Source organism: Kribbella deserti (assembly GCF_042434725.1).
Taxonomy (GTDB): Bacteria; Actinomycetota; Actinomycetes; order Propionibacteriales; family Kribbellaceae; genus Kribbella; species Kribbella deserti.
In genome coordinates this window covers 1-23279 of sequence record NZ_JBHLTC010000022.1, presented here as the reverse complement: position 1 = coordinate 23279, position 23279 = coordinate 1, and the positions used below count along the sequence as shown (strand labels likewise).

19 protein-coding genes are annotated in these 23279 nt (G+C 68.3%); 11 read left to right on the top strand and 8 right to left on the bottom strand.

What is annotated here, in order from left to right:
* Positions 1-25 precede the first annotated feature (25 nt).
* Entirely contained in the window at positions 26-505 is a 480-nt protein-coding gene (locus ACFFGN_RS18615; RefSeq protein ID WP_380049206.1) for a hypothetical protein, read from the top strand.
* Entirely contained in the window at positions 502-1416 is a 915-nt protein-coding gene (locus ACFFGN_RS18610) for an HTTM domain-containing protein (RefSeq protein WP_380049204.1), read from the top strand. The genes ACFFGN_RS18615 and ACFFGN_RS18610 overlap by 4 nt, the downstream gene beginning before the upstream one ends.
* Before the next feature lie 98 nt (positions 1417-1514).
* On the opposite strand, the gene ACFFGN_RS18605 is transcribed toward ACFFGN_RS18610, so the two are convergent.
* Together ACFFGN_RS18605 and ACFFGN_RS18600 are read right to left on the bottom strand one after the other, a co-directional pair.
* A complete protein-coding gene (locus ACFFGN_RS18605; protein WP_380049366.1) occupies positions 1515-1916 on the bottom strand; it encodes a hypothetical protein in 402 nt (133 codons plus the stop codon).
* Positions 1917-2053: 137 nt separating this feature from the next.
* The gene (locus tag ACFFGN_RS18600) at positions 2054-2455 is read right to left on the bottom strand and encodes a thiol-disulfide oxidoreductase DCC family protein (protein ID WP_380049202.1); all 402 of its coding nucleotides are present in this window, start codon (positions 2453-2455) and stop codon (positions 2054-2056) included.
* 156 nt (positions 2456-2611) lie between these two features.
* Between ACFFGN_RS18600 and glnA the strand changes: the two genes are divergently transcribed.
* Positions 2612-3952, top strand: coding sequence for a type I glutamate--ammonia ligase (glnA, locus tag ACFFGN_RS18595; RefSeq protein ID WP_380049200.1), 1341 nt, complete (start codon positions 2612-2614; stop codon positions 3950-3952).
* Positions 3953-4608: 656 nt separating this feature from the next.
* On the opposite strand, the gene ACFFGN_RS18590 is transcribed toward glnA, so the two are convergent.
* Positions 4609-5859, bottom strand: a complete 1251-nt coding sequence (locus ACFFGN_RS18590; protein ID WP_380049198.1) for an MFS transporter — start codon at positions 5857-5859, stop codon at positions 4609-4611.
* On the bottom strand, positions 5856-7088 hold the full coding sequence (locus tag ACFFGN_RS18585) for an aminotransferase class V-fold PLP-dependent enzyme (RefSeq protein ID WP_380049196.1): 1233 nt from the start codon (positions 7086-7088) through the stop codon (positions 5856-5858). Before ACFFGN_RS18585 ends, ACFFGN_RS18590 begins: the two co-directional genes overlap by 4 nt.
* Here ACFFGN_RS18585 and ACFFGN_RS18580 point away from each other — a divergent pair.
* Positions 7087-8481, top strand: a complete 1395-nt coding sequence (locus tag ACFFGN_RS18580; RefSeq protein WP_380049194.1) for an aminotransferase-like domain-containing protein — start codon at positions 7087-7089, stop codon at positions 8479-8481. The genes ACFFGN_RS18585 and ACFFGN_RS18580 overlap by 2 nt on opposite strands.
* A gap of 3 nt (positions 8482-8484) precedes the next feature.
* Here the strand turns inward: ACFFGN_RS18580 and ACFFGN_RS18575 are convergent, their stop codons facing one another.
* Together ACFFGN_RS18575 and ACFFGN_RS18570 are read right to left on the bottom strand one after the other, a co-directional pair.
* Positions 8485-9177 (bottom strand): peptidylprolyl isomerase, encoded by a 693-nt coding sequence (locus ACFFGN_RS18575; RefSeq protein WP_380049192.1) that lies wholly within the window; start codon positions 9175-9177, stop codon positions 8485-8487.
* A gap of 60 nt (positions 9178-9237) precedes the next feature.
* Complete coding sequence (locus tag ACFFGN_RS18570; protein WP_380049190.1) at positions 9238-9606, bottom strand: hypothetical protein; 369 nt, start codon at positions 9604-9606, stop codon at positions 9238-9240.
* 47 nt (positions 9607-9653) lie between these two features.
* Between ACFFGN_RS18570 and ACFFGN_RS18565 the strand changes: the two genes are divergently transcribed.
* Positions 9654-12638, top strand: coding sequence for a bifunctional [glutamine synthetase] adenylyltransferase/[glutamine synthetase]-adenylyl-L-tyrosine phosphorylase (locus ACFFGN_RS18565; protein WP_380049188.1), 2985 nt, complete (start codon positions 9654-9656; stop codon positions 12636-12638).
* Positions 12639-12740: 102 nt separating this feature from the next.
* Positions 12741-13772, top strand: a complete 1032-nt coding sequence (locus ACFFGN_RS18560) for an SGNH/GDSL hydrolase family protein (protein ID WP_380049186.1) — start codon at positions 12741-12743, stop codon at positions 13770-13772.
* A gap of 22 nt (positions 13773-13794) precedes the next feature.
* On the opposite strand, the gene trmB is transcribed toward ACFFGN_RS18560, so the two are convergent.
* Both trmB and ACFFGN_RS18550 read right to left on the bottom strand, forming a co-directional pair.
* Positions 13795-15537, bottom strand: coding sequence for a tRNA (guanosine(46)-N7)-methyltransferase TrmB (trmB, locus tag ACFFGN_RS18555; protein WP_380049184.1), 1743 nt, complete (start codon positions 15535-15537; stop codon positions 13795-13797).
* Positions 15538-15606: 69 nt separating this feature from the next.
* Complete coding sequence (locus ACFFGN_RS18550; RefSeq protein WP_380049182.1) at positions 15607-18837, bottom strand: family 78 glycoside hydrolase catalytic domain; 3231 nt, start codon at positions 18835-18837, stop codon at positions 15607-15609.
* A gap of 319 nt (positions 18838-19156) precedes the next feature.
* Between ACFFGN_RS18550 and ACFFGN_RS18545 the strand changes: the two genes are divergently transcribed.
* From ACFFGN_RS18545 to ACFFGN_RS18525, 5 genes are all read left to right on the top strand, one after another.
* Positions 19157-19243: a putative leader peptide gene (locus ACFFGN_RS18545; RefSeq protein WP_380049364.1), complete on the top strand. Its 87-nt coding sequence runs from the start codon at positions 19157-19159 to the stop codon at positions 19241-19243.
* Positions 19244-19298: 55 nt separating this feature from the next.
* Positions 19299-20210, top strand: a complete 912-nt coding sequence (locus ACFFGN_RS18540; RefSeq protein WP_380049180.1) for a sulfite exporter TauE/SafE family protein — start codon at positions 19299-19301, stop codon at positions 20208-20210.
* Between the two features lie 102 nt (positions 20211-20312).
* Positions 20313-21368 carry an ABC transporter substrate-binding protein gene (locus tag ACFFGN_RS18535; protein ID WP_380049178.1) on the top strand — a complete coding sequence of 352 codons (1056 nt, stop codon included), beginning with the start codon at positions 20313-20315 and terminating at the stop codon, positions 21366-21368.
* 51 nt (positions 21369-21419) lie between these two features.
* Positions 21420-22211 (top strand): ABC transporter ATP-binding protein, encoded by a 792-nt coding sequence (locus ACFFGN_RS18530; protein WP_380049176.1) that lies wholly within the window; start codon positions 21420-21422, stop codon positions 22209-22211.
* A complete protein-coding gene (locus ACFFGN_RS18525) occupies positions 22198-23115 on the top strand; it encodes an ABC transporter permease (RefSeq protein WP_380049174.1) in 918 nt (305 codons plus the stop codon). The genes ACFFGN_RS18530 and ACFFGN_RS18525 overlap by 14 nt, the downstream gene beginning before the upstream one ends.
* Positions 23116-23279: the final 164 nt, after the last annotated feature.

Here is a 23279-nt window from a genome sequence, read left to right as displayed (position 1 = left end):
CGGCTGAAACCTTCGCTGGTGTGTAATGACCGGCGTGGAGAAGCGGGCTGAACCGGAGACGATCCGGCTGGGGACCAAGGGCAAGGCGGTACGGGTCGTGCTCGCGCTGATCGGCATCGTGGCGCTGGTACACGGTTCGGTGCGCGGTAGTGACGATCTTTGGCCGTTCGGCCCGATGTCGCAGTACGCGATGGTCGTCGCGGACGACGAGTCGGTCACCTTCACCCGCATCTCAGCCGTGACCGACGCCGGCACCACGGTCGACGTACCGCTCAACATCGAAGGCGCCGGCATCGCGCGAGCCGAGATCGAGGCCCGTACGGGCAACATCCAGGCCGATCCGTCCTTGCTGCAGGCCGTCGCCGACGGATGGGCGCGCAAGCACCCGGACAAGCCCAAGTACGTTCGGCTCGAGCTGATCCGCGACACCACCACTCTCGTCGGCGGCCGCGTGGCCGGTCCGCCGACGTCCGAGATTCTCGCGACCTGGCAGGTGCGGCGATGAGCGACCTGACCGCTGCCCCGACGAAACTCACGGGCCGGATCGCGGGCTGGTTCACCGCGCCGATCGCGTTGGCGCGGATCGCCTGGTTGCGCACGATCCTCTACTTGTTCGTCATTCTCGACATGCACGCGTTTGTGCGGGACACCCGGTTGAAGGGTGAATCACCCGGGCTGTACCAGCCGCTTTGGCTCGCGCGCGTCTTCGAACTGCCGAAGCCGTCCGTACCGATCACCACCACCTTGTACGTCGTACTGATCGTGGCGTGCCTGATCGGCGCGGCGAACGTGCTGCCGCGGATCGCCGGCTGGATCATCGCGCCGGCGTTCACCTGGTGGGTGCTGATCGGGATGAGTGACGGCAAGGTCGATCACGACCACCTGGCGCTGGTGATGGCGCTCTGGCTGCTGCCGACGGTTGGCGCCGTGCGCGGCTGGCGCTCGGGTTCGCCGTACGACGACCAGCGGCGCAGCGAGTCGGCCGGCTGGGTGATCCGGTTCGTGCAGATCTCCGTGATCGCGACGTACTTCCTCTCGGCCGTCGCGAAGATGCGCAGCGCGCACTGGACCTTCGCCTGGCCGGGCAGTGCCACCCTCACCTGGGCGATCGTGCGGCGGCCGCATCCGGTGGGCGAGTGGCTGCTGAACTACCCGTGGATGCTGACGGTGATGCAGCACATCGGGTTCATCGCGGAACTGCTGTCGCCGGTGATCCTGTGGCTGAAGGGCCGCTGGCAGTTGATCGGCGCGCTCTTCTTCATCGGCTTCCACCTCGCGAACACGGCCATCCTGCTGATTCACTTCCTGCCCACGGTGGTCTGCTGGCTCGCCTTCGCCCCGCTGGAGCGCATCGTCCCCAACTGCCGCCGCCTAGCCGCCCGCCGCCGCTCCACGAAGACCCCAGCCACCGCCTAACAACCAAGCCGCGCAAAAACGGCCGCACTCGCGAGACGCCAGCAGGGCGCGGGGTGCCGGCGTCCCAGCCGACGCCACGATGGCCTTCCGGACCTGCGTCAGGTGACGCTGGAGAGGCCGAAGACTACGCCGAAGAGGGCGGGGAGGCCGAGGAGCAGGCCGGCGCGGAGGGGGACGCGGCGGCCGGCTGGGCCGGGGGTGCGGACGACGCGGGACAGGGCGGCGCCGGCGTACCCGAAGATGACGGCGGCGAACAGCACCTGCTTCATCGGCAGCGTGGTTCCGCCGTCAGCGCGCAGGCCGAGCGTCACCAGCCCGGTGAAGCAGAACGCGAACATGCCGAACCCCAGTTCCGGGATCGGCACCCACCGGCGCCCGAGCGCGTCGGGCACGGCCACGGGCTGACCGGTTCGCCGATGGTGGCTGGACTGCTTGATCGTGCGGGCGAGATGCCAGACGCAGATCATCGCCGCGAGGCCGAGGGCGGTCTGGAAGATCATCTGCACGTGCCGACACTAGGGGTAAGTGGTCACTATGCGGTTGCGATCCGGCCAGGCTTCGGTATCTCTTCCCCAGACCCGTTGCGCCCTCTGAAACGACACCCGGCGGAGTCGAATTCCGTTGCCCGCAAGGGAACCTAGGGTTTTGGTGGCTGTGGTAACGCGCACGCGGGCGTACCGCCGGGCATGCGCTGGCGGTTGTTCGCGATCAGCCGGTAAACGCCCGCCGCCAGCCAGCGGATCGGCGGCAACGTCAGCGCGGCACCCGGGACCGACCAGAGCCCGCCGGTGTGGATCAGCCAGCGCGCGAAGGCCTGCGCGCCGCCGTACAGCTCGCCGTCGGCGTCCGCCCAGATCACCTCGTACGTCGCTCGCTGCGGCGTGGTCCCGTACGCCACGAGGTCGGTGAACTGCCAGGGCTCGACGGCCACGTCGGACCGGAGCCGGCGTTGCAGCCAGCGAGCGCTCGTCGTACAGAATCCGCAGTCGCCGTCGAAGATGAGAATCGGCAGGCTCTTCGTCTCCACGGGCTCGGGCACGTCGCCAGTTTACGGCTCCCCGTTGCCGTGCTTAGCCGACGTAACGTCGAGTTAACACGGTCGCGGCAGACTGTGTGAGGCGCTAATGGCATGATCGCGCCTGACGCACTTTGTTGTACCTCGCAGCGGTACCGGACAGGAAGGCGGACCACGCCGATGGACAAGCAGCAGGAATTCGTGCTGCGCGCGCTCGAGGAGCGCGACGTACGGTTCGTCCGGCTCTGGTTCACCGACGTGCTCGGGTTCCTCAAGTCGGTGGCGGTGGCCCCGGCCGAGCTGGAAGGCGCCTTCGCCGAGGGCATCGGGTTCGACGGTTCCGCGATCGAGGGATTCGCCCGGGTGACCGAGGCGGACATGCTGGCCAAGCCGGACCCCTCGACGTTCCAGATCCTGCCGTGGCGTGGCGAGACGATGGGCACGGCCCGGATGTTCTGCGACATCAACATGCCGGACGGCTCCGCGTCGTACGCCGATCCCCGGTACGTGCTGAAGCGGACGCTGGCCAAGGCCGCCGATCTGGGCTTCACCTTCTACACGCATCCCGAGATCGAGTTCTACCTGTTCAAGTCGCTGATGGGTGCGCCCGGTACGACGCCGGAGCCGGTCGACTCGTCCGGGTACTTCGACCACACCCCTCAGGGCATCGGCAACGACTTCCGCCGCGAGGCGATCACGATGCTCGAGTCGATGGGCATCTCGGTCGAGTTCAGCCACCACGAGGGCGGTCCGGGTCAGCAGGAGATCGACCTGCGCTACGCGGACGCGCTGTCCACCGCGGACAACATCATGACGTTCCGGGTCGTCGTGAAGGAGGTCGCGCTGTCGCAGGGCATCTACGCCTCGTTCATGCCGAAGCCGCTGAGCGACCACCCGGGCTCGGGTATGCACACGCACATGTCGCTGTTCGAGGGCGACCGGAACGCGTTCTTCGAAGGCGGCGCGCAGTACCAGCTGTCGAAGACGGGGCGCGCGTTCATCGCGGGGTTGCTCCGGCACGCGGCCGAGATCACCGCGGTCACGAACCAGTGGGTCAACTCGTACAAGCGGCTGGCCGGTGGCGGCGAGGCCCCGTCGTACGTCTGCTGGGGGCACAACAACCGCTCGGCCCTCGTACGCGTGCCGATGTACAAGCCGCAGAAGGGCCAGTCCAGCCGGGTGGAGTTCCGCTCGCTGGATTCGGCGGCTAATCCGTATCTGGCGTTCGCGTTGATGCTCGCGGCTGGGCTGAAGGGTATTGAGGAAGGCTACGACCTGCCGCGAGAGGCCGAGGACGACGTCTGGTCCCTCACCGATCGCGAACGCCGCGCGCTTGGGATCAAGCCCTTGCCGAGCAGCCTCGCCGAGGCGATCAACGCGATGGAGGAGTCCGAGCTGGTCCCGGAGACGCTGGGCGAGCACGTCTTCGACTTCTTCCTCCGCAACAAGCGCGCCGAATGGGCCGACTACCGCAAACAAGTCACCCCTTTCGAACTCAACAAGCTCCTTCCTGTTCTTTAGCCAGCCTTTTTGCAACGTCCCGCCGTCCCGCCGCTTTATGCCCGAGCGGTTGGGGGTGGGGCTCGATCCGTCGAAGCGGGTGGACACCGCTGGACCTCGGCGGACTTCGGTTGGCACCCGTCCCCCTGAGGTCTTTCGAATTGTCAGGTCGGCAGCTATCAGGGGGACGGGTGAGGTCTGCCCGGGCTCCGGATGTTCCGCATGCTGGAGCGCCGGCGGTCCGCACGTAGCGCCGGTCGTGCCGGTCGGTAGGGGGCCGGGTTCGTTGGTGGGTGGCGCCGTTGATGGGTGGCGCGGGTGGATCTTTTCCGACGGTCGGACGCGGAATACGGTGGTTGACGTTGGCGGGTACCGGCTTTTGGGTCGGCTGCCGAGTTTTTGTACGAGTACCTGGCTGCAACCGGGTAGCCGTCAAACAACTCGGCAGTGGGCAGCCCAAAACCGGGCAGTCGTGCCAAACCGCGGTAGCGGGCCGGCCGGGACACCCGAAGTACGGCTGTTCGTACCTCGGTCGTGGGTGTCGTGCGCGTGGCTGGCCATTGGGCCGGTGGGTTACCACCTCGGAATCCCAGGTGGTAACCCACCTTGCGCGTGGCCAGCCACTGTCTCGTTGGGGTCTCTCGCGGGCGCTGCCAGTCAGCTCGTCGGAGGAGGCGCTATGGGGTCGGTAGGCGGGTTAGGCGGGGGATGGGGGAGAGGGCTAGGGGGAGGATTACTGCGGCGGAGGCTAGGGCGGCGAGGGTTAGGGCGGTGTGGGGGCCTAGGGCGCCTGCTAGGAGGCCGGCGGTTAGGCCGCCGAGGGCCCCGCCGCCGAAGAGCAGGGTGCGGAACACTGCGGTCATGCGGGCCATCATCGACTGAGGTGTGACCGTTTGCCGCAGGCTGACGATGATGACCCCGGCCACGCCGAGGCCCAGGTAGGTCGTGAAGAACGAGAGTACGAACAGCGACACCATTACCGGACGCGGTCCACCGGCCAGCGGGATCAGGGACGGGCCGAGCAGCAACGCGCTTTGGGCCACGAGGTAGACGCGGCCCAGTGGGAAGCGCGCGATGATGCGGCGCGAGGTGGTTGCGCCGATCAGGCCGCCGAGGGAGGCTGCCGCGAAGATGAAGCCGAGGGTACGGGCGCTGAGCTGGAGGTCGTTCGTGCCGTACAGCAGGAACATCGTCCACACCGTCACCATCGAGAAGTTGCAGCAGAACCCGATCAGCGCGAGCGCCCGCAGGATGGAGTTTCCGAAGACCCAGCGCACGCCATCGCGGAACTCGGTCCGCAGATGGCGTTCGGCCGGTTCAGGGCGTGGTTCGCGGGCGCGGATGAGCAACAGCGACACCGTGGAAACCAAATAGGAGAACGCGTCTACCACCAGAGCAACTGGCGCGGTGAGCGCGCTGACCAGCGCACCGGCCAGTCCCGGCCCGGCCACGTCGGCCGCCGAGGAGCTGATGCCGAGCTTGGCGCTGGCCTCCACGTAGTGGCGGGGATCGCCGACCAGGGCTGGGACGTACGACATCCAGCTCACGTCGAACAGCACCGAGGCGATGCCGACCGTGCAGGCGATCAGCAGCAGCGTGGTCAGGTTCAGCGCGTCCAGCCAGTACAGCGCCGGGATCAACGCGAGCAGCACCATCCGGGTCAGATTCGCGCCGAGCATCACCGGGCGGCGCCGCACCCGGTCGATCCAGACGCCGAAGAGCAAGGCGAGACCGAGGTACGGCACCAACTGGAGGAAGCGCAGTAGGCCCACCTGTTCGTCGCTGGCGTCGAAGGCGTGAATGGCGGTGAGCGGCAAAGCCAGATTCGTCACCTGGCTGCCCAGCAACGACAAGGTCTCACCGAACCAGAACCGCAGGAAATCGCCGTTCCGCCAAAGCCCCGGCGAGGTGTCGGTGGTAGTCGTCATGGTCTGACGCGGGCCAATTCCGCGACGGCTGCGGCGACTTCCGCGAGTTCGTCGGAGGTGTTGTAGTAATGCGGCGACAAGCGCAAGCACCAGGTGACGTTTTTGTCGGCGAAGTCGAACTGGGCGAATTCGCGGAAGCTGAGTGCCGAGTTGATCCGGCGGGCGTCCATCGCGGCTTTGAACGGTTCGGCCTGCCAGCCTTCAATGCTGAACGTGACCATGGCACCGAGGACTCGGCCTCTATCCAGTACGGCGACGCCGGGGATTTCCGCGAGTAGTTCGCGCAGTTCGGCGCCTAGCGCGGGGGATCGTTGCGCAACGACCTCCACGCCTACCTGGCGGGCGTACCTCGCGGCGGCGGCGCAACCGAGGACCGTGGCGTAAGGAAACTCCCATTCCTCGAAGCGGCCGGCGGTTTCGACGGCCTGATAGGTGTCCGGGCCGGTCCACCGGGCGCCACGCATGTCGACGAACAACGGCTCGTGGCCGGCTTCGAGTACCCGGTCCGAGACGTACAGGAAGCCCGAGCCGCGCGGTCCGCGGAGGAACTTGCGGCAGGTGGAGGTGAGCAGGTCGCAGCCGATCTCCTCCACATCGATCGGGTAGAGCCCAACCGACTGGCACGCGTCGACCAGGTAGAGCAGGTCGAGCTCGCGGCAGTGCCGTCCGATCTCGGCGATCGGCTGGACCAGTCCCGAGTTGGTCGGAATATGCGTGGCCGCGACCAGCCGTGGCCGCTCCGACCGCATCAGCGCGGCCATCGCGTCGACGTCCACGCCGCCTTCGGGCAGGTCCGGCGCGTGTACGACGCGGACGCCGAACCGCTTCCGCAGCGAGAGGAACGCGATCTGGTTGGAGATGAAGTCGTTCCGGGTGGTCAGAATGACGTCGCCCGGTTCGAACGCGATCGCCGACAAGGCGGTGGAGTAGGCGTGCGTCGCACTGCTTGCGAAGGCGATGTTGCGGGGTTGGGCGTTGATCAGCGCGGCCAGTTCCGCATAGAACCCCTGGACCTCCGCGCTCCGGGCCGCCGAGGCCTCGTAACCACCGATCCGCGCCTCCAGCCGGAGGTGCTCGAGCATCGTCTCCAGCACCGGCGTGGCCAGCAGGCCGCAACCCGAGTTGTTCAGGTGAATGACCTCGGCGACGCCCGGGGTATCGGCTCGCAGTGCCTCGATGTCCAGTAGCGGTGCCGTCGTACGCTCAGTAGCGCTATTGTTGGCTCTCATGTCAGACAGTAGCACTACGGCGGAGCTGGTGAGCGGTCTGCGCAAGCTGATCGCGGAGCTGGCCGCGGGCGACCGGCTTCCCAGCAGCCGGGAGTTGATGCAGCGCTACCGCGTTGGCCCGGGCACGGTGTCGCGGGCGATCGCCCAGCTGACCGCCGAGGGCGTCGTACTGACTCGGCCCGGTAGCGGTACGTTCGTTGCCGCCCGGTCCCGTAGCGCCGACGAGGTCGCGGATACCGCGTGGCAAACGGTGGCGCTGACCGATCGCATGGTTGATGTCCGGGCGATCACCGACACGTTCGGGCCGCCCGCGCCCGGGACCATTCTGCTGAACGGCGGCTACCTGCACCGATCGCTACAGCCCGTACGGGCGTTGAGCGCCGCGCTGGCTCGAGCTGCTCGCCGGCCAGATGCGTGGGACCGGGCGCCGGTGGCCGGACTTGCGCCGTTGCGAGCCGTCTTCGCCACCGCGGCGGGCGCGGACGTCACAGCGGACGACGTCCTGATCACGGCCGGCGGTCAGAGCGCGTTGTCGATGGCCTTCCGGGCGATCGCGGGTCCGGGTAGTCCCGTGCTGGTGGAGTCGCCGACGTATCCAGGAGCCCTCGCGGCGGCTCGGGCGGCCGGGTTGAGCCCGGTGCCGGTACCGCTGGATGCCGATGGCGTACGGCCAGAACTGCTCGCCGAGGCGTTCGCGATGACCGGTGCGCGGGTGTTCTACTGCCAGCCGAATTCCCACAACCCGACCGGTGCCGTACTTGCGCCCGAACGACGGCGTCAGGTTGTCGAAGTGGCCCGGGCCGCGGGCGCCTTCGTGGTCGAGGACGACTTCGCCAGGCATCTCGGCCATGGTGGTCCGGCGCCGCGGTCTTTGCTCGCAGAGGATCGCGACGGCACGGTCGTACAGGTCACCTCGTTGACCAAACCGGCCGCGCCCAGTCTGCGCATCGGCGCGGTGATCGCTCGCGGGCCCGTGCTGGAGCGGATGCGCGCGGTGCGCCAGGTGGATGACTTCTTCGTGAGCCGCCCGTTGCAGGAGGCGGCGCTGGAGTTGCTCTCGGCGCCGGCCTGGGACCGGCACCTGCGGGCGCTGTCGGTGGCGTTGCGCGAGCGATGCCGTGAACTCGCCGGCGCGATCGAGCGCGAACGGCCCGACTGGCAGCTCGATCGGCTGCCGGTGGGTGGGCTGCATCTGTGGATCCGCCTGCCGGGCGGTACCGACGATCAAGTGATCGCCGGTACCGCTCGCGCTCAGGGTGTGGCGGTCAGCGCGGGCCGCCGGTACTTCGCGGCGGAACCACCCGCGGCGTACCTGCGGCTGAGTTTCGCCGAGGCGGTGGACCGCGCCGAGCTGGTGGAGGCGGCGTGGCGTCTAAAAGGGCTGACTACTTGAGGATCAGCCGAGGCGGATCGAGAGGATGTGCACGGGCAGCTTCGGCAGGCCGTCGTTCGGGCCGTTCACGTCGATGATGCCGCCGGCAACGATCTTGTCGAGCACGTGCATACCGGTGATGACGCGGCCCATCACGGTGTAGTTCGGCGAGATGTTGGCGAAGCTGTGCACGATGAAGAACTCGCTGCCGTTGGTGCCCGGGCCCTGGTTGCCCATGGCAATCGTGCCGCGCGGGTATTTCTCCTTGCCGGTCACCTCGTCGTCGAACTTGTAGCCGGGTCCACCGACCTCCTGGCGGATCAGGTCACCACACTGCAGTACGCCGAGCCGGGCCGAGTTCGTCAGCCGGAAGCACTCGGTCTTGTCGTAGAACCGGCTCTGGGCCAGGTGGATCAGGTTGTGCACGGCGCAGGGCGCATTGCGGCGATCGAGCAGCAGCTTGATCGTGCCGTGGTTGGTCCGGATCGTGGCGGGCACGTGGCCGACGGCCAGCGCGTACGGGAATGGGCGCTGGACCGGCCGGGCCGCCGGGTTCTCCGGCGTCGGGGTGTAGACGCAGTGCTGGATGATCCGCTTCGCCGCGGCGTCGGCGGGCGCGGGCGCGGCCGAGGTGGCGGAGGCGGTCGGGGCGATCAGGCCGGTGAGCAACAGAGCGCCGGCGACGGACAGGGTCTGCGTACGACGGAAGATGCGCATGCTCGGCAACTTACTACCTTCCACCGCGCCGTGACCGTCGCTTTCTGACCCAAGGTCGATTCAGACGGACAGGGCCTCGGCGGACACGGTGACTGGTGTGATCTGCTCGACCTCGGCGATGGTGAACAGGCCGACCGGGCGGGTCCCCTCGGTGATGACCACGATCGAGCCGGGCGAGATGTGCTGGGCGCGGGCGTCGGGGGCGGCGGCGAGCAGGCCTTCGGCGGGGGAGCGCCAGGCGCCCGGGGCGAACCGGCTCAGCGCGATGCCGGCCTGGTTCGCGTCCGCGGTCCGCGGCGGTACGTAGGCGGTCGCGACGTAGTCGTAGTCGTAGTCCGGCACGGGCGGTCCGGAGACGCGGCCGCCTTGGTCGGGCGTGAACCAGACGATCGTCCCGCGCAACGAAAGCGATCCCGTGAACTCGACCATGCAGGGAATGATGCCCCGATAGTGCGGCACTGGATAGCCTGAGCGGCGTGGCGGAATCGCGGCTCATCAGCAATGCCGGGCGACTGGTCCGGCTCGGCTTCGCGGATCCCGAGCGGGCGGCCCGGTTGTTCGACCGGCTGGACTCGCTCGATCGGCATAGTCCGATGGCTACCGAGGACCTGCTGGCGGCCTTGGCCGCGACGGCGGACCCTGATCTGGCCCTGCAGAGCCTGACCGGAATGGCCGAGGCGTTGGCCGACGGCGGCCACGATGTCGCCGCGTTCGCGCGCTGCCTGGAGGTGGACCCGGACTTCCGGCACCGCCTCACCGTCGTACTCGGCGCGAGTGAGGCGCTGGGCCGGCATCTCACGGTTCATCCCCGGCATTGGTACGACCTGGCCGATCCCGCGCTCGCCGCGAACCACCCGACGCCGGACGACGTTGCCGCCTGTCTGGCGACGGCCGTCGAGGCCGAGAACCCGGTCGACGCTTTGCGGATCGAGTATCGGCGGTTGTTGTTGCGGTTGGCGGCTCGCGATCTGGCCGAGGGCCTGCTGGTCGACGAGGTGGCCGTCGTACTCGCGGATCTTGCGGGTGGCGCGCTGGACGCCGCGCTGAAGATCGCCCGGGCCATGCATCCGAAGGCGGCCGATTGCCGGCTGGCGATCATCGCCATGGGCAAATGCGGTGGGCGCGAGCTGAACTACGTGAGCGACGTGGACGTGCTGTTCGTGGCCGAGCCGGTCGAGGGACAGCCCGAGGCCCCGGCGATCAAGGCCGCGACCCAACTCGCGGCGGCGGTCATGCGGATCTGCTCCGACCACACCGCCGAAGGCACGCTCTGGCCGGTCGACGCGGCGCTGCGACCCGAAGGCAAGGCGGGTCCGCTCGTGCGGACGCTGGACAGCCACCTCGCGTACTACAAGCGCTGGGCCAAGACCTGGGAGTTCCAGGCGCTGCTGAAGGCCAGGCCGGTAGCAGGCGATCTCGAACTCGGCCAGCAGTACGTCCACCAGACGGCCGAGTTCGTGTGGTCAGCCGCCGACCGGGATGGGTTTGTGGACGACGTACAGGCGATGCGCCGCCGCGTGGTCGACCACATCCCCGCGGCGGACGCGGATCGCCAGCTCAAGCTTGGTCCGGGTGGCCTACGCGACGTCGAGTTCGCCGTACAGCTGCTGCAGCTTGTGCACGGTCGGAGCGACTCGGCCGTCCGGAGCGGCACTACCTTGATCGCGCTGGAGCAGCTCACTAACTCGGGTTATGTCGGCCGAACCGACGGCGCAGTGCTTGCGGACGCGTACCGGTTCTTGCGGTCTATGGAGCACCGGATCCAGCTTTACCGGCTGCGGCGTACTCACCAGGTTCCAGACGACGAAGCCGACTTGCGCCGCCTCGGACGCTCACTAGGGTTCACCAAGGCTCCGGTGGCGGATCTGACTAGTGCCTGGAAGAAGCACGCGCTGGAGGTCCGGCGGCTGCACGAGAAGTTGTTCTACCGACCGCTTCTGGCGGCTGTTGCGCGTATCCCCGGCGAGGAAGTGCGGCTGACGCCTGAGGCAGCTAAGCAACGTCTAGGTGCTCTTGGGTACAACGACCCGGCCTCGGCGTTGCGGCATATCCAGGCCTTGTCGGACGGCGTTTCGCGGCGGGCGTCGATCCAGCGGGCGCTGTTGCCGGCGATGCTCGGGTGGTTCGCGGAGTCGCCTGACCCTGACGCGGGTCTGCTTGCCTTCCGGACGATCTCCGACTCGCTCGGCTCCACCCCGTGGTACCTGCGCCAGCTCCGGGATGAAGGTGCTTCGGCCGAGCGCCTAGCCCACCTGCTCGCGAGCGGGCGGTACGCCGTCGACCTGCTTAAGCGCGCTCCCGAGGCTACGGCGATGCTTGCGGACGAGCGGGAGCTAATGCCACGTACGGCGGATGCTCTGCTCAACGAGATGCTTGCGGCTGGTCGCCGCCACGAGGCTCCCGAGATGGCTGCGGCGGCCGTGCGCGCCGTACGGCGTCGGGAGTTGTTCCGGGTGGCTGCGGCCGATTTATCCGGGTTGATCGAGGTTGAGGCGGTTGGCGAGGCCTTGACTGTCATTACCGCCGCGACGCTTAGTGCGGCCTTGGAGATCGCGCGCCGGGCAGTAGCGTCCGGCCCGGTCTTCAACGGGGATGAGCCGACCCGGATGGCGATAGTCGCGATGGGCCGGTTCGGCGGACACGAGCTCGGTTACGGCAGCGACGCCGACGTGATGTTCGTGCACGACCCGCTGCCGGGAGCCGACGAAAGGCGCGCGACCGATTTCGCGACCCAGGTGGCGACCGAGCTCCGGCGCCTGCTCGCGATTCCCGGGTCGGATCCGGCCGTCGCCATCGACGCGGATCTCCGCCCGGAGGGGCGCCAGGGTCCGTTGGTCCGGACGCTCGCCTCCTACGCGTCGTACTACGCGCGCTGGTCGGCCGTGTGGGAGGCCCAGGCCTTGCTCCGGGCGGATCCGCTCGTGGGTGATGCCGAACTGCGCAAGGCCTTCCGCGAGTTGATCGACGGCCTACGCTATCCGGCCGAACGCATACCGGAAAGCGATGTGGTGGAGATCCGCCGGATCAAGGCCCGGGTGGATGCCGAACGGTTGCCGCGTGGTGCCGATCCCGCGACCCATACCAAGCTCGGGCCGGGGGGATTGGCCGATATCGAGTGGACCGTGCAACTCCTGCAGTTGCGGGAGGCCCGGGAGGTTCCGGGGCTGCGCACTACCCGCACGCTGGGGGCGCTCGAGGCCGCGGTCGACGCCGGTCTCGTCGTACGGCGTGATGCGGATGTGCTTCGGACGGCGTGGTGTCTGGCGACGCGGGTTCGCAACGCCAACATGCTGGTTCGGGCCCGGCCGGGGGATTCGCTGCCGCAGGATCCGCGCGATCTGGCGGCGGTCGCGCAGATCTGTGGTTATCCGCCGGGGGAGTCGAGCCGCTTCTCCGACGACTACCGCCGCCGAACCCGCCGCGCCCGCGCCGTCGTCAACCGCCTCTTCTGGGACGACTGAGTTCTCTCTCCTTTTGGGCCTGGGTGGCCGAAGGCGGTCATGTGGTGGGCGCTCAGCGTTAGAAGGGGGGAGACTGCCGGGGGACTTCTGGGAGGGGATGGCGTGCGGCGAGTGCGGGCACGATCGGGTGCGGTGTGGGTGGCGGCGGCGGACGAACGGATCCGGTACGTCGGCTCCTGGGGCGACTACTCCACGGCCAAGGGCAACGCCCGAGCGACTGTGAACTCCGGCAGCCGGGTGGTGTTTCGCTTCACTGGGCGGACGTTGACCGGCTGCTTCGACGTCAGCACGATCAGCCGGCCCGGGCAGATCTGGGTGTCGGTCGACGGCGCCCGGCCGGTTCTGCGCACCGTGGACCGGACGCGCGTTCGGCTGGCTCCCCGGCGGCTCGGGCCCGGTCCGCATACGGTCGAGCTCACCGTGAAGGACGTGCACGAATACGCCAACCGATGGACGCCGCCGCTGGAGTCCGCCATCATCCTCAGCGGGTTCGAGTTGGCGCGAGGAGGTCAGGTTGTCGAGGGCCCGGCGCCGAGTGACGTCCGGATGATGTTCTTCGGCGACTCGATCACCCAGGGCGTACGCGCGTTGAACCTCGCCATGGGCCCGTACGGCGCGGACGGCCGGATGACCTTCGCGGCGCTGACCGCCCGGGCCTTCGGCGCCGACGCGGACCAGCTCGGTTTTGGCAGCCAGGGCGTGATTCGCCCGGGGTCAGGCGGCGTACCCCCCGCAGGGGAGACCTTCGGCTGGAACTTCCACGGCTCCGAGGCGCGTCGCGAGGACCCGCACGTCATCGTCATCAACCTCGGTACGAACGACAACCGCTTCGGCGCCGAGGCCTTCCGCCCGGCGTACCGCACGTATCTCGCCCAGGTCCGGGAGGCGTATCCGGAGGCCTGGTTGTTCGCGATGCGTCCGTTCGGCGGATACCTCGCGGATGAGATCGAGGCCGCGGCGAAGGAACACGACCGCACGGTGTACGTCGACACCACCGACTGGCTTGAGCCAACCGACTTCGAAGACGGCACCCACCCGCTGGTAGTCGGCCATGTACGAGCCGCCCGCCGCCTCACCCAGGTGATCGCCGAGACCACCTCACTCCCAGTCCGCTTACCCGCGGCGGCCTGGTGACCCGCGGGAAGGCAATACGACCCTAGGCCCGGCGGGTGAAGATGAGGTCCTGGGTGGGGCGGGATTCGCGGTGGGCGCGAGTTTCGAACTTGGTGATCGGGCGCCATTTCGGCCGCGGGGCCCAGGTGTCGTACTGGTTCTCGAGCAGCGGTTCGGCCGTGCAGACGGCGAGCATCTGGTCGGCGTACTCGGCCCAGTCGGTGGCCAGGTGCAACGTGCCACCCGGCGCGAGCTTCGACGCCACCAGCGCCACGAAGTCGGGCTGGATCAGCCTGCGCTTGTGGTGGCGCTTTTTCGGCCACGGGTCGGGGAAGTAGATGCGCACGCCGTGCAACGTGCCGGCCGGGACGTGGTCCATCAAGAAGATGACGGCGTCACCGAGCAGCAGGCGCAGGTTGGAGATCTCGGCTCGTTCGGCCCAGAGCATCAGCTGACCGTGGCCCGCCTGGTAGACCTCGGCCGCGAGGTGGTTGAGCTCCGGCGCCGCGGCCGCGAGCTTGGCGGTGGAATCGCCCATGCCCGAGCCGATCTCCAGCACAACCGGCGCGGAACGGCCGAACCAGGAGTCGAAGTCCACCGGACCGGGCGGGATATCGGTCAGCCGGCGGCCGATGCGCGGCCAGATCTCGGTCCACGCCCGTTGCTGCCCAGCGGTCATCCGGGTGCTGCGCTGGACATGACTCACGACGTCAAGCCGCCGCCGCTCCTTCGTCTCCACCACCCCAGCGTATTTCGTACTCCGCCCTCCCTCCGAATCCGCCCGCGCCGAGGCCGGTCCAGGCAGTTGGCGGGTGAGGGGACGGGCGTAGCGGTTGGCGACTTCGTGGAAGGCGGCCTTGGGCTGCCACTGGCCCGGATCGTCCGGAGAAGTCTTGACCACGCCGAATCCCGCCATGTCCAGGTCGACGGCCGGATTGACGCGATGCGGGAATCCCGGCGAGGCGAAGGTGTAAACGAAGCACCCGTGCACGCCGGAGCGCGCGTACAACTCGATCAGCTCGCCCAGGTAGCCGGCCTGGGTCTGCTCGTCCCGGACAAAGCCGTCCTTGATCCGCGGCGGATCGCTGAACCAGTTCACGATCAGGAACGACCCCGGCCCACGGCGATCCGCCCCCACAAAGGCCCCACAACCGAACTCGGTCACCACGACAGGCCGCTCCGACTCCTTGACCAACCGGCGCAGACGATCCTCGTACGCCGTGTGGTCGTCACCCATCCGGTAGAGGTTCACGCCGACCAGGTCGAACCCCGACCAATCCACGTTCTCCCAGTACCCCGACGCGTAGGTGATCGGCCCGGTGAAGTGCTGCCTCGCCACGGTCAGAGCCGCACCCAGCAGGCGATTGAGCTTGCGCGTGATCCGCCGGTCGTACAGCCGCCGCAGCCGCGGCCGGATCAGCACCTGCAAGCGCAGGAACAACGCCGGCCCGGGAAGCATCCCCTTGCTGGTAAGGGAGAACTCGCTACCCACCAGCAGAGTGACCTGACCCGGATACGCCACCCGGAGGCGCTCCGCCACCAAGGCCACCCCACCAAGATGCGCCAGCACCTCCGAGGCCCGCGCGTTCTCCAGGTATGGCCGCACGTACACGTCGAGGCCGATCCCCAGTGCCACCTCGGCCGCTTCCGCCAGCCGGTTGGCGTCCGCGCCGAGCAGCATCACCGTCGTACAGTGCAGGTCGCCGGAAATGGCCCGCAGGTCGCGCCGGACGACGTCGGCCGGTTCGTCGCACAGCACGTACGAGATACCCCTGACGTCAAGCATGTCCCCGAGCCTAGGGCTGGCTTCGCGCGCAAGGTACCGACGAAAGTACCGCCCGACGGCACCTTGGTATCAGGCTGAGCGGGTGACGAAATGCCAGTGGCCCGAGCCAACCGTGTAGATGGCGTAACCGGCCTCGTAGCGCGGCGGACCCGCGTACGGCGCTGGGACCACCGAGACGTCGGCGGCCCGCGCGGCCGGGACGTGGATTTCGGCCGTCGCGCCAACCGGGATCTGCGCCTCCAGGTGCAAGACCCGTCCGGTCTGACGCCACGACGCCGCCACCCGCCCGCGAACCGTGTCCGTCTTGAGCGCGGCCCAGGTCACCTGGCTCCGCGCGTCCGGCCGGATCACCAGGCGTTGCCAACCGCCTGCGGCGTTCCGCACGCCCGCGACGTTCTCCAGCAGCCACTGCGCGACCGTGCCGTGGAAGTAGTGGTTCCGCGACCGGGTGGTGGTCTCCCACATCTCCCACATCGTGTCGGCGCCGCTGTCCAGCCAGTACCCCCAGCTCGGGTACGTCCGCTGCAGCGCGAGCTTCGCCGCCACGTCCGCATGCCCGTACCGCGTCAGCACCGGCAGCAAGGTCACGACGCCGAGGCACCCGGTGTTCAGGTGGTCACCGCGCGCGGTGATGTCGGCGACCAGGTTCTCCACCACTCGCGGTACGAACTCGTCCGGCACCAACCCAAAGGCGAGCGGTACGGCGTTCGAGGTCTGCCGGTAGCCGGGATCCCGAGCGGTCCGGTACAACCCGCGCGTGGTGTCGAGGAAGGCCGCGTTGAGTCCGGCCTTCAACCCCGCGGCGGCCTGCCGAAGGCGCGAGGCGTCATCTCCGCGCCCAGTCAGCTCGCCCACCTCGGCGATCGCGATCAACGCGCGATGCAGGTACGACGTGGCCGTGATCCGCGGGTCCTCCGGCGGCGGACCGTCGGAGCCGGGCGGAATCCAGTCGCCGAGCACGGTCGGGGACAACCCGTCCGTGACCCGGCCCAGTTCCCAGTCGAGGTACCGCAGGACCGGCTCCCAGTGCTCCGCGAGCAACCGCTCGTCGCCGTACCAGCGGTGCATCTCGCGCAGCACGAACGGATACACGGTGGTCCACTCGGTGGCCGGGGCGAGTTCGCGATAGCCCCAGCCGCCGCTCGGCACGATCACCGGCAGCTGGCCGGATTCCACCTGGCTGTCGCGTAGATCGCTCAGCCATTTGGTGAAGAACCGGGCCATGTCGAGCGTGGCTGCCATCGTCGGCGCACCAACCTGGGCATCGCCGGTCCAGCCGTTCTTCTCGTACGTCGGGGTGTCGGTCGGAATGCCGTGCAGGTTGTTCAGCACGGTCCGGCGCATCGTCTTCTCGAGCAGCTCGTACCGCGGCCGGCTCGCGCTGAACGACGTCACCTCCCGAACATCCGAGTGCGCCACTCGCATCACCAGGCCGGGTTGTTCGGTCACGCCCTCGACCTGGACATACCGGAATCCCTTGTAGGAGAAGCGCGGCTCCCACTCCTCGACGCCGTTGCCCGCGGCAATGAACTCGTCGAGCTGGAATCGTGCCACCTGCACGTGCGGGTTCTCGGCCGCGACGGTGCCGTCTTCGCGCAGGGTTTCGCCATACCGCAGGCTTACCTTCGTTCCAGCCGGTACGGCGACCCGCAGCCGGGTCCAACCGGCCGTGGTCCGCCCGAAGTCGACCACCCACACACCCGGTCGCAAGGCCGAAATCTTGCTCTGGGCAACAGTCTCGATCACGCGAATCGGCTCGTGCTGCTGGGCGGTCAACGTGCCTCGCGGAGCCGGCAGTGACGCCACCGTCGTCCAGGCCGCATCGTCGAAGCCCGCCGTATCCCATGCCTTCGGCAACAACCTCGCGTCGTACGTCTCGCCGGAGAACAGGGAGTTCGAGACGGTCGGGCCGTTTGTCACCCGCCATTGCTGGTCGGACCGGATCTCGGTGGTGGTCCCGTCCGGGTGGTCAACCACCAGCCGTGCGATCAGCCGGGGCTCGCCGTTCCAGGGCGCTTGGTGCCAGCGCCAGACGTTCGGCGTGGTGAGGCCGAAGAACCCGCGGCCGAGTTCGGCGCCGAGCGCGTTCTCGCCCTTGCGCAGCAGGCCTGTCACGTCGTGCGTCACGTACAGCAAGGTGTGGTCGTAGTCGGTGAAGCCCGGATCGAGTACGGCGTTGCCCACCCGCTTCCCGTTGATCCGCAGGTCCTGGTAGGCGAGTCCGCAGGCGTACAACCGGGCCCGGGTCACCGGCTTCGCCAAAGTGAATGCCCTGCGCAACAAAGGCGCGGGCTGCTCCCGGTTCACGGCGACATCTGAGCCCCACGGTCCCTGGCCGTACGGAGCGATGGCTGTCGCCGCGGGCCAACCGGAATCGTCGAAGTCCGCTGCGGTCCAACCTGGCACCTCGGTCTCGAACACACGCCAGTTGTTGTCCGTGGTAACCACCATCGGGCCGTCGGGGGTGTCGAGCACCAGCTTGACCAACAGCCCCGCGGGATTGACCGATGGGCCCGGGTGATTCGTAGCCGCCGCCGCGAAGGTGATCGCCGTACCGATCAAGTGGGTCACATCGGCCGTTTGGGCCACGCGCCAGCCGTCGGTTCGCTGGGGCGCGGACAACACCTGCTCGCCGTTCAGCCAGAGGGTGAAGTCGTCATCGGCCGTCGCGACCAGGCGCGCACTCGTCACTCCGGCAGGCACGCTCGCGCGATGCCGGAACCAGCGTGATCCGGCCGGCGCCGTGGCGGTCCAGATCCAGGATGCCCCGGCAAGGTCCCAGACCTCGGCGGGCGTGGCTCCGATCCAGGAGGCGCTGCCGAACCCCTCGTCGAGCAAACCGGTTTCGAACCACGCGGGCTTGCTCCAGGCGCCAACCCTGCCGCGGCCGTCCCAGAGACGCACGCGCCAGTGGTACCGCGTGCGGGCCGTCAGTGCGGGACCGCCGTACTGGACGCCGATCGACCGTGAGGTCTCGACCTTGCCCGAGTCCCATACGTCGGCCTGACCCGGCTTGAGCAGCTCGGGCCTCGACGCGACGATGACCTGGTACGCCGACTGGGTGGCGCCGTAGCCGGGCGCCGTCGCGATCCAGGCCAGGCGTGGCCGCTCGACGTCGATGCCGAGCGGCTCGTCGGCGTACTCGACGGTGAGCCGTTCAACCGACAATGGGCCGCCTGCGGGCCACTGGGCGGACTCGTCGGCGGCTTCGACCGGCGCGCTCACCACCGACGCGGAGGCGGCCGTGGCGGCTACCGAACCCAGGACCAGCCTGCGGCTCGGGCGGGCGTCATCGGTCATCTGGAACTCCTCAGCAGGCGCGGTAACAGCGAATTGACCACGTTGTCATCGTGATTCCGGCGACGCTACGCAGGGGTCTGCCGCGGGGCAACAAATGTGGCCTCAACCGGACAGTTCGACCACTGGAAAGCGCCGTCCAGTGTGGCTTCGGCATTTGCTGCCCGGTTGACCCTGGGTGCGCATAGCTTTCGGCGAAGATTGCAGACAAGCGCGTGGTTCCGACTTGCCGATTCGGGTCAATCTGTCTCGGATGACGAATTTCTGTCTCAGATGGCGATACCTGAGCATCTGAGTGGACTTTGTCGGTTTTCATGGACTCATGCGAATCGCCGCCAACCGTCCCGCCGACGCGCTCACGCGCCGTCGGCACGTGGACCTGTTGCGCGTCAATTCCGCAGGCTGTTGACCTTCGGCGCCTTACCTCGGACCCCAGTCGTCCCTCCGCCCGAAGGATCACTTCCGTGCGTCGTCTCGTCCTGATCACTTTGCTCGGCTCCATCGCCCAACTCGTCGACGGCACCCTCGGCATGGCCTACGGCGTCACCGCCACCACCGCCTTGCTGATCACCGGCATCACGCCGGCCGTCGCCTCCGCCTCGGTGCACCTGGCCGAGGTCGGCACCACGCTCGCCTCCGGCCTGTCGCACTGGCGCTTCGGCAACATCGACTGGCGGGTGGTCGCGCTGATCGGCCTGCCCGGCGGCGTGGGCGCCTTCGCCGGCGCCACCTTCCTGTCCGGGCTCTCCACCGAATCGGCCTCAGTCTGGGTGGCGTGCCTGCTCGCGTTGCTCGGCGTCTACCTGCTGGTCCGGTTCGCGACCGGCAAGGTGCGAGCCGTCGTACCAGGCAAGGTCGGTGGGCGCTTCCTCGGTCCGCTCGGCCTGTTCGCCGGGTTCATCGACGCTACCGGTGGCGGCGGCTGGGGTCCGGTCGCGACGTCGTCCCTGCTGGGTAGCGGCAAGCTCGAGCCGCGGAAGACGGTCGGTTCGGTCAGCGCGGCCGAGTTCGTGGTGGCGATCGCGGCCAGTGCCGGCTTCCTGATCGGCCTGCGGAATCAGAGCATTCCCTTCGGCATCGTCGGCGCCTTGCTGATCGGTGGCGTGATCGCCGCGCCGCTGGCGGCCTGGCTGGTGTCGCGGCTGCCCACGCGCTGGCTCGGCGTTGGCGTCGCGGGCGTGCTGATCCTCACCAACAGCCGCACGGTGCTCAGCGGCATCGAGGCGCCCGACGGCTTCCGCTACCTCGTGTACGCCGGAGTGCTGGCGGCCTGGACGGCAGTGGTCGTGCGTGGCTTCCGGACCGGGCGGGTGGCCGAGCCGGTCGCCGTCGAAACGCCGGTGGCCAAGGAACTGGAGACCGCGACTCCGCGCTGACCTCACACACCAGGTGGTTCTGCCACCTGGTGTGGTTTTCGGCCTCAAATAGCAGTAAATCCCCTGAATTTCACGTCTTTGTTCACCTGAAGGTAGATCCTCATGCGCAGCAAACTCCGCCTGACCGCAGCCTTGGCCGCCGTCTCCCTGCTCGCCGTCGGCTGCTCCCGCGCGGACGCCGGTGACGCGCCCGCCGCCGCGTCCGACCAAGGTCCGGCCGCCGAACTCCGCCTCGGCTATTTCCCGAACGTCACGCACGCCGCGGCTCTGGTCGGCCTCGACAAGGGCCTGTTCAGCAAGGCACTGGGCGATACCAAGCTGGTGCCGACCAAGTTCAACGCCGGGCCCGAGGCGGTTGGCGCCTTGCTCGGTGGTTCGCTCGACGCGACGTTCATCGGTTCCGGCCCGGCGATCAACGCCTACGCGAAGTCCAAGGGTGAGGCCGTACGTCTGATCGCCGGTGCCACCTCCGGCGGCGCGCAACTCGTCGTACGCGAAGGCATCACGAAGCCCGAGGACCTGACCGGCAAGACCGTGGTGACGCCGCAGCTCGGCAACACGCAGGACGTCTCGTTGAAGAAGTGGCTGGCCGAGAAGGGCCTGACCGGCAAGGTCAAGGTCACCAACCTGGAGAACGCCCAAACGCTCGACGCCTTCAAGAAGGGTGAGGTCGACGCCGCCTGGCTGCCCGAGCCGTGGTCGTCGCGGCTGGTCCTGGACGCCGGGGCGAAGGTGTTGCTGGACGAGAAGACCCTGTGGCCGGAAGGCAAGTTCCCGACAACCGTGCTGATCGTGCGCACGCAGTTCCTGCAGGAACACCCGCAGACGGTCCGGGCGTTGCTGGCCGGGCTGGTCGGTTCGATCGACGCGATCAACGCCGATCAGGCCGCCGCGAAAACCTCGGTCAACAAGCAGCTGAAGGACCTCACCGGTAAGGCGCTCAAGACGCCCGTGATCGACCGGGCCTTCGGCAACATCACCGTGACGGCCGATCCGGTCGCCGCGCAGTTCCCGCAGCTGGCCAAGGACCAGGTGACGGCCGAGATCGCCAAGGAGGCGCCGGTTGTTGCCGGGTTCGCGGATCTCGGCCCGCTCAACGACGTACTGACCAAGGCAGGTAAGCCCACCGTCGACGCGGCGGGCCTGGACAAGAAGTAGCTCCTTCGGTTTCCGCAGTTCGGTACGTCGACACAGAGGCAGGCGAGAGCGATGACCACGACGGTCGTTCGGAATGTGGTGGGGAGCCCGGTGCGGTTTCACCGGGTGGGCAAGGTGTTCGGGCGGGGGCGCCGGGCGGTGACAGCGCTGGACCAGGTGGATCTGGAAGTATCGGCGGGGGAGTTCGTCTGCCTGCTCGGGGCTTCCGGCTGCGGCAAGACCACCTTGCTGAACCTGGTCGCGGGCCTCGACGAGCCGACAAGTGGCACGATCGAGCTCAACTCGTCGCGTCCGGCGGTGGTGTTCCAGGAGCCCGCGCTGATGCCGTGGCTGACCGCCGCGGGCAACGTCGAACTGCCGTTGCGGCTGGCCGGCCAGTCCAGGGCGGATCGCCGGGCGAAGGCGCTCGAACTGCTGGAGCTGGTTCGCCTGACGGGGGTGGGCGATAAGCGGCCGCACGAACTGTCAGGTGGCATGCGGCAACGGGTGGCTCTCGCGCGGGCGCTGGCCTCGACCGCGGACAACCTCGGTTCTGCGCTGGAACGACCTTCGCTGTTGCTGATGGATGAGCCGTTTTCTGCGCTGGACGCGATCACTCGCGACGTACTGCAGTCCGAGTTGCTGCGGATCTGGCAGGCCACGGGTACGGCGATCTTGTTCGTGACGCATGACGTGCGCGAGGCAGTACGGCTCGGCCAGCGGGTCGTACTGCTCTCGTCCCGGCCTGGTCGCGTCGTACGGGAGTGGTTCGTCGATGGCCTGTCGGGGCCGGGCGAGGCCGCCGCGGTCGACGAGATCAACACCGCCCTGCGAAAGGTGATCAGCAGCCATGCCGCGGCCTGACCTCACACTGGATTCCGCGTATTCCTCCGCATATTCGGACTCTGCAGCGGTTGAGGCGGGGCTGGACGCGCTCGATGCGCCGACCGGCGAGCAGGACCAGTCGGCGCGCGACCGCTGGGTCCGCATCGCCGGCAAGGTGTTGCCGCCGGTGCTGGTGATCGTGCTGCTGATCCTCGTTTGGCAGGGACTTTGGGCGGCCGCGTTCTGGCCCGAGTTCAAACTGCCGGCGCCGTCGGCGGTTGGCGCCGAGATCTGGCAGCTGATCACCTCGGGGGAGATCCTCGGGCTGTTCTGGGTATCGGTGCATCGAGCGGTCATCGGCTTCGCGATCTCCCTGCTGATCGCGATCCCGCTCGGCCTGGCCATCGCCAACATCCAACTGGTACGACGCGGAGTCGGACCGCTCGTCTCGGGCCTGCAAAGCCTGCCGTCGGTGGCGTGGGTCCCGGCCGCGGTGCTGTGGTTCGGCCTGAACGACCGGGCCATCTACTGGGTGGTGCTACTCGGCGCGGTCCCGTCAATCGCCAACGGCCTGGTCTCCGGGCTGGACCAAGTACCCCCGATCCTGCCGCGCGTCGGCAAAGTCCTCGGCGCTGGTCGGATCAGCGGCATCCGGCACATCCTGCTGCCCGCGGCCCTACCGGGATTCCTAGGTGGACTCAAACAGGGCTGGGCGTTCTCGTGGCGCTCGCTGATGGCGGCCGAACTGATCGCGACCTCACCGGAATTGGGTGAAGGACTCGGCCAATACCTGCACAACGCGATGTCCCTCTCCGACATCTCCCTCGTCTTCACCGGCGTCCTACTCATCTTCATCGTCGGCGTCGGCATAGAACTAGCCATCTTCCGCCCCCTCGAAAACTCCGTCCTAAAATCCCGAGGCCTAACCGGCTCCACCACCTAGCTCACCTCCACCAGGCGCCCACCCACGGTCGGACGCGAAATGCGGCCCGGCCCTCGATCCCGCCCACGGTCGGACGCGGAATGCGGCCCGGCCCTCGATCCCGCCCACGGTCGGACGCGGAATGCGGTCCGGCCCTCGATCCCGGCCACGGTCGGACGCGGAAT